Genomic DNA, 5,601 nt, shown 5'->3' on the forward strand with positions numbered 1-5,601 from the left:
TTGGAAAAATGCCAGTAACGTTGAAGTGGGAACTACCGCTACCGTCAGCAATCTTCCGTCAGGAACCTACACCTTAACTGTGACAGACAATTGTTCTTCTCAATCAAATAGCGTGACCATAATCAATGGAGATAATACCCCTCCTACAATCGCCCCATTACCGAGTACTACGACAATTAATTGCCCTGTTTTACCTATTTTCGATCAAGCAATTGTAAAAGACAACATCGATTCTAATGTTTCATTGACTTTTGCGGATGTAACTACAAATAGTCAATGTGCAGGTTCTTATGCTGTAACCAGAACTTGGACAGCTACCGATGCTTGTGGAAATACTTCAACAGCTTCCCAAACTATTAACGTAACTGATACAACTGCTCCGGTTATCGCCGCATTGCCTTCTGCTTCAACGATCTCTTGTCCCGCATCGCCTGAGTTCGCTCAAGCTACTGCTTCTGACGAATGTGGTTCTGATTTCGAATTGACTTTTGCGGATGTAACGACAAATGGGCAATGTACCGGTTCGTATGCTGTAACCAGAACTTGGACCGCTACCGATGCTTGTGGAAATACTTCAACAGCTTCCCAAACTATTAACGTAACTGACACAACTGCTCCGGTTATCGCCACATTGCCTTCTGCTTCAACGATCTCTTGTCCCGCATCACCTGAGTTCACCCAAGCTACTGCTTCTGACGAATGTGGTTCTGATTTCGAATTGACTTTCGCGGATGTAACGACAAATGGTGCGTGTGCCGGTTCGTATGCTGTGACCAGAACTTGGACCGCTACCGATGCTTGTGGAAATACTTCAACAGCTTCCCAAACTATTAACGTAACTGATACAACTGCTCCGGTTATCGCCGCATTGCCTTCTGCTTCAACTATCTCTTGTCCTGCAATGCCTGAGTTTACTCAAGCTACTGCTAATGACGAGTGTGGTTCTGATTTCGAATTGACTTTTGCGGATGTAACTACAAATGGTGCTTGTGCCGGTTCATATGCTGTGACCAGGACTTGGATCGCTACCGATGCTTGTGGAAATACTTCAACAGCTTCCCAAACTATTAATGTTCAGGATATTACCGGTCCTACAACAACCACGGAGTTTAGTTCAACTATTGATGTCAATTGTGATGCGATTCCTGTAAAACCTGAACTCGTATTTGCAGACAATTGCTCTGCAGTTTCTCCTACAGTATTTACTGAGAATATTATCAACAGAACCGAAAATTCCTATTCAATCGTGAGAAAATGGTCGGTGGCTGATGCTTGTGGAAATACATCCGAATTTACTCAAATCATTAATGTTACCATTACAAATAGTATTGTTACAATAGCCCGTTCGGCCTGTAATGCAGATTCATCAATAATTAATCTAAACGACTTGTTACCAGAAGGTACTCCTTCAAATGGAACTTGGATAACTTTGAATAATATTGGACGCCCACAAGGTAGTAGTAGTAGTACTTTCTCCCCTTTTGGTGTTGCTATTGGTGATTATGTTTTTGAATATAAAATTGATGATGCAACTTGCCCTAGAAGCTTTAAGATAAATATGACTGTAAATGCGGATTGCGGTGGTATTGTATTGGCTTGTGGAACGGTATTAGTTCATAATGCCTTCTCACCAAATGGAGATGGAATCAATGAGAAATTCATAATTGATAATATTGATGATACAGTATGTTATCCAGATAACACAGTTGAAATTTATAACCGATGGGGTGTATTGGTTTTTGAAACTAGTAATTACAATAATACAAGTAAAGCTTTTGATGGTACTTCCCAAGGTAGAGCTACTATTAGTCAGTCGTCCGGTTTACCTACCGGTACCTACTTTTACATCTTGAACTATACCTCTGTCGATGATAATGGAAATATTATAACCAATAAAAAAGACGGATATTTATACCTTACTAAATAATTAAAATTTTATACCTGGGGGCTAAGTCCTCAGGTATAAAAACAATATGAATAACCCTATTTTCTGATTGATAAACAGTAATGAAATTTATCAAACTGATCTGCCGCACTCTTATAAATGAGTTCGATAGATTATTTAAAATAATAAATATCTACTATGAAAACAAGAATACTATTATTCACTTTGCTGTTTACTGGAGTTGCAAGTTATGCGCAACAGGATGCTCAATTTACTCAATACATGTATAACACAATCAATATTAATCCCGCTTATGCAGGATCTAGAGGTGCTTTAAGTATTTTCGCTTTACATCGTACACAATGGGTTGGACTCGAAGGAGCACCTGTAACTAACGCTATGTCTATGAATACGCCACTCAACGGAAATAATTTAGGATTGGGGGTATCGATTATAAATGATAAAATTGGACCTACTCATGAGAATACTATCTCGGCTGATTTGTCCTACACCATCCCTACTTCGGAGACTTTTAAACTTTCTTTCGGTGTTAAAGCAACTGCTAATCTATTCGATTTAGATGTAACCCGATTAAATCCTGCGGATGATGACCCTAGCTTGCATGATTTTAATAATAAATTCTCCCCAAATATTGGTGCCGGTGTTTATTTACACTCTCATAAGGCTTATGTCGGGTTTTCTGTACCCAATTTTATTGAATCAAAACGATACGATGATAATGAAGTGGCCATTTTCAAAGAAAAAGTTAATTACTACTTAATTGCCGGATATGTGTTTGATTTGAATAATTCCATAAAATTCAAGCCTGCAGTACTAACCAAAATGGTAGAAGGTGCTCCTCTTCAAACGGATGTGTCCGGAAATTTTATGTTCAATGACAAATTTGTGGTGGGACTCGCCTATAGATGGAGTGCTGCGTTAAGTGCTATGGTTGGATTTCAGGTTTCTGAAGGTTTGTATGTAGGATATGGATATGATCTTGAAACGACCAATTTAGACAACTATAATTCCGGTTCACATGAAATTTTCCTGCGCTATGAATTATTCAAAAATAACGACAAAATTACAACCCCGAGATTCTTCTAAAAAACAAGTATTATGAAATCGCCATGATTCAAAATCACAATTGAAAATCATCGAATACCAAAATAAAATGGCATCAATGAGATAAACAATAATGAAGAATGGTGATACCAGATTCCAATAAAAAACAAATATTATCTACATATGAAAAATAATATACTCCTTTACATAACAATAATAAGTATTTTTTCTTTTAACATTTATTCCCAAAAAACGAAGCTAGCTATAGCTGATAAAAAATATGACAACTATGCCTATGTAGATGCCATAAAAACCTATGAAAGGGTTGCGGAAAAAGGTTATAAATCGGCAGACATGTTTAAAAAATTAGGAAATGCCTATTATTTTAATGCGGAACTGGACAAAGCTGCTAAATGGTATGGTGAATTATTTGCCATGGATGCCACCAATTTGGAGCCAGAATATTATTACCGTTATGCTCAGTCTTTGAAATCTATTGGTCAAAATGATAAGGCCAATGAAATCTTAGAACTATTCAATCAAAAATCAGGAAACGATATTAGAGGAAAACTTTTCAAAAAAAACACCAATTATTTAGAAGCTATCAAAGCCAATTCAGGGAGATATCAAGTGGAAGATGCGGGTGTCAATTCGAAATACTCCGATTATGGGACTACTCTGTATTTAAACAAAATCGTATTTGCTTCAGCTAGAGATACCGGAAGTTTAGGACAGAGAAAACACACTTGGACCAATCAATATTTCACCAATTTATATTCTGCCGATTTAGGTGATAACATGACTCCTGGTGTTCCACATAAGTTTGATGCAACTATAAATTTGAAGTTTCATGAATCTACTCCTGCCTTTACAAATAATGGAAAAACAATGTATTTTACCAGAAACAATTATCTTGATGGTAAAAAAGGGAAAAATGGAAATCAGATTACTTTAATAAAAATATACAAAGCCAGTTTCGAAAACAACCAGTGGACAAATATAACTGAACTTCCTTTCGACAGTGACAATTACAGTACAGCGCATCCTGCTTTAAGTCCAGATGAAAAAACATTATATTTTGCTTCTGATATGCCGGGAACAATAGGCCAATCTGATTTGTTCAAAGTAAAAATAAATGATGATGGCAGTTTTGGCACTCCGGAAAATTTAGGAAATACAATCAATACAGAAGGAAGAGAAACTTTTCCGTTTGTAAATGATGAAAAGGAAATTTATTTTGCTTCCGACGGGCATCCTGGTCTGGGAGGATTGGATGTTTTTATGTCCAAAATAAATGCGGACGGCGCTTTCAGTAAAGTCCAAAATGTAGGTGCAGATGTTAATTCTCCTAAAGATGATTTTGCCTATTTAATTGACACTAAATCAAGAAGAGGTTTTTTTACCTCAAACAGAGACGGTGGTCAAGGTTATGATGATATTTATAAATTTTTAGAAACCAAAAGGCTAATTTGTGAGCAGGAATTATATGGTGAAATAACGGATATAACTACCAAAGGATTACTGCCAAATGCTAAAATTACTTTATATGATAGTCATTTTAATCTGGTAAGTACCACTACTTCTGATGAAAAAGGAAATTATTCTTTTACTGTCGAATGTGGAAAAACCTATAATGTAAGAGCTGAAAAAACAGAGTACACCACCAAAGAACAAAAAATTACTATTGCTACAGAAAATGGGAAAACATATTTACCAATCACATTGGAAAAAGCAAAATGTAAAGTAACCATTGGCGATGACTTGGGTAAATGCTTTGGTATAAAAATGATTTACTTCGACTTTGATAAATCTGATATTAGAGTAGAAGCGGCTTTAGATTTAGAAAAAATATTAGATGTTTTGAATCAATATCCAACGATGAAGCTCGATATACGTTCCCATACTGATAGCCGCGGAACTTTCAAATATAACGAAGCATTATCAGATAGAAGAGCTAAATCTACTATAAACTGGTTAATCAAAAATGGCGTTGATTCAAGCAGATTGATTGGTAAAGGCTATGGAGAAAATCAACTTGTAAATAAATGTGCAGATAATGTAGAATGTACAGAGGATGAACATCAACTCAACAGACGCAGCGAATTTATAATCACTGCCCTATAGATATATCTTTGATATAAAAAATAGCTTACCTATATCCATAAACAATATGACAGTCCGCAATATGTCCCAAAGGATAAAATAGGACACACAGATAACACGGATTGAACGGATTTTGCACAGATTTAAATAACTGTTTGATTCACCGAGTAAAAAAATCCGTGTAAATCGGTATAATCTGTACAATCTGTGGGCTACTATTTATGCTTTATAAATGTACAAACGACGAAAATTATATTCGAAATGATTTTAGTCCGCATTACGGATAGTCATAATAAATAAAATTATAATGAACTAAACCTCGAAAGTAAAACTTTCGAGGTTTTTTAATTTTAAATATAAAACATAATAAAAAAATTAAACGTTTAAATGAATTTAAATTTCACAACCAAAAGCATTTAAGTTAACTATTTTGGCTGTAGTCTAGATTAATGTTGTTACTTTTTTTTGTTACTTTAATAGAAAATAGGTATATGGAAACTTACGATACAATTGTCAGTTTAATACCGCTATTGACTATTTCACAGAAG

The 5,601-nt window shown here is 35.4% G+C and carries 3 protein-coding genes; all 3 read left to right on the forward strand.

Features of this window, described 5'->3' with window-relative positions; all coding sequences use genetic code 11:
• On the forward strand, nt 1-1,927 hold a 1,927-nt coding region (locus tag ACNO7W_RS16170), incomplete at its 5' end, for a gliding motility-associated C-terminal domain-containing protein (RefSeq protein ID WP_417938900.1).
• 156 nt (nt 1,928-2,083) lie between these two features.
• Nucleotides 2,084-2,992, forward strand: a complete 909-nt coding sequence (locus ACNO7W_RS16175; RefSeq protein ID WP_417938901.1) for a type IX secretion system membrane protein PorP/SprF — start codon at nt 2,084-2,086, stop codon at nt 2,990-2,992.
• Nucleotides 2,993-3,133: 141 nt separating this feature from the next.
• Entirely contained in the window at nt 3,134-5,074 is a 1,941-nt protein-coding gene (locus ACNO7W_RS16180; RefSeq protein WP_417938902.1) for an OmpA family protein, read from the forward strand.
• Nucleotides 5,075-5,601: the final 527 nt, after the last annotated feature.

Origin of the sequence: Flavobacterium sp. ZB4R12 (assembly GCF_048276375.1) — a bacterium.
GTDB lineage: Bacteria > Bacteroidota > Bacteroidia > Flavobacteriales > Flavobacteriaceae > Flavobacterium > Flavobacterium gawalongense.

Coding starts and splice junctions, on each gene's coding strand:
- ACNO7W_RS16175 (WP_417938901.1), top strand. CDS start 2,084: ATGAAAACAAGAATACTATTATTCACTTTGCTGTTTACTGGAGTTGCA.
- ACNO7W_RS16180 (WP_417938902.1), top strand. CDS start 3,134: ATGAAAAATAATATACTCCTTTACATAACAATAATAAGTATTTTTTCT.